Raw genomic sequence first — 572 nt, forward strand, 5'->3', positions numbered from 1 at the left:
TGCGCATCAGCAAAGCAGTTTCCAGAATCGCAACCAACAAAGGTATTGAGTTGAGCAGTACAATTGGAGGCAGAACCGCACCAAAAGTTACCGAGCATGTCACGACCATAAGCTTGCTCATTCCACCAAACACCTAAAGTTGGCTCTGTTTCCATTAACTTTTCACAGTGATTTTTAGAAGCCTCGCACTGTCGAGTTTCAGGATTATAAGTCTCACCATCTGGGAAAGAAGTAAAGGGCTTAACATGAACCGCATTGAAATAACGACCTCCCGACGACGCAACAAGGTAACCATTATCAACCCAGACCGAACTAACCGTGTACTCCTTCATATCAGTAGTAGATGTAAACCTAACACCAAGACAAGGAGTGATATTAGTAACTTGACCAACAGATAAACCGCAGTATTCGGAAGGCCAACTATATTGACCAGAAAGCCCAGTAACACGATAAAGTTTTGTTTTGTCATAGTCCTTTGCAGAAAAAGCACTAAACGAAACACTCAAAAGTATCACCAGTGCCGCAATGCTTTGTTTAATACTCATGTATAAACCTCATTAAAAAAGGGGACC

General features: G+C 42.0%; 1 pseudogene. It reads right to left on the reverse strand.

From position 1 onward, the window contains the following. A pseudogene (locus tag R7044_RS27000) lies at nt 1-545 on the reverse strand (hypothetical protein); the annotation flags it as partial. Between the last annotated feature and the right edge of the window lie 27 nt (nt 546-572).

The organism is Vibrio sp. 1402, from assembly GCF_033340275.1.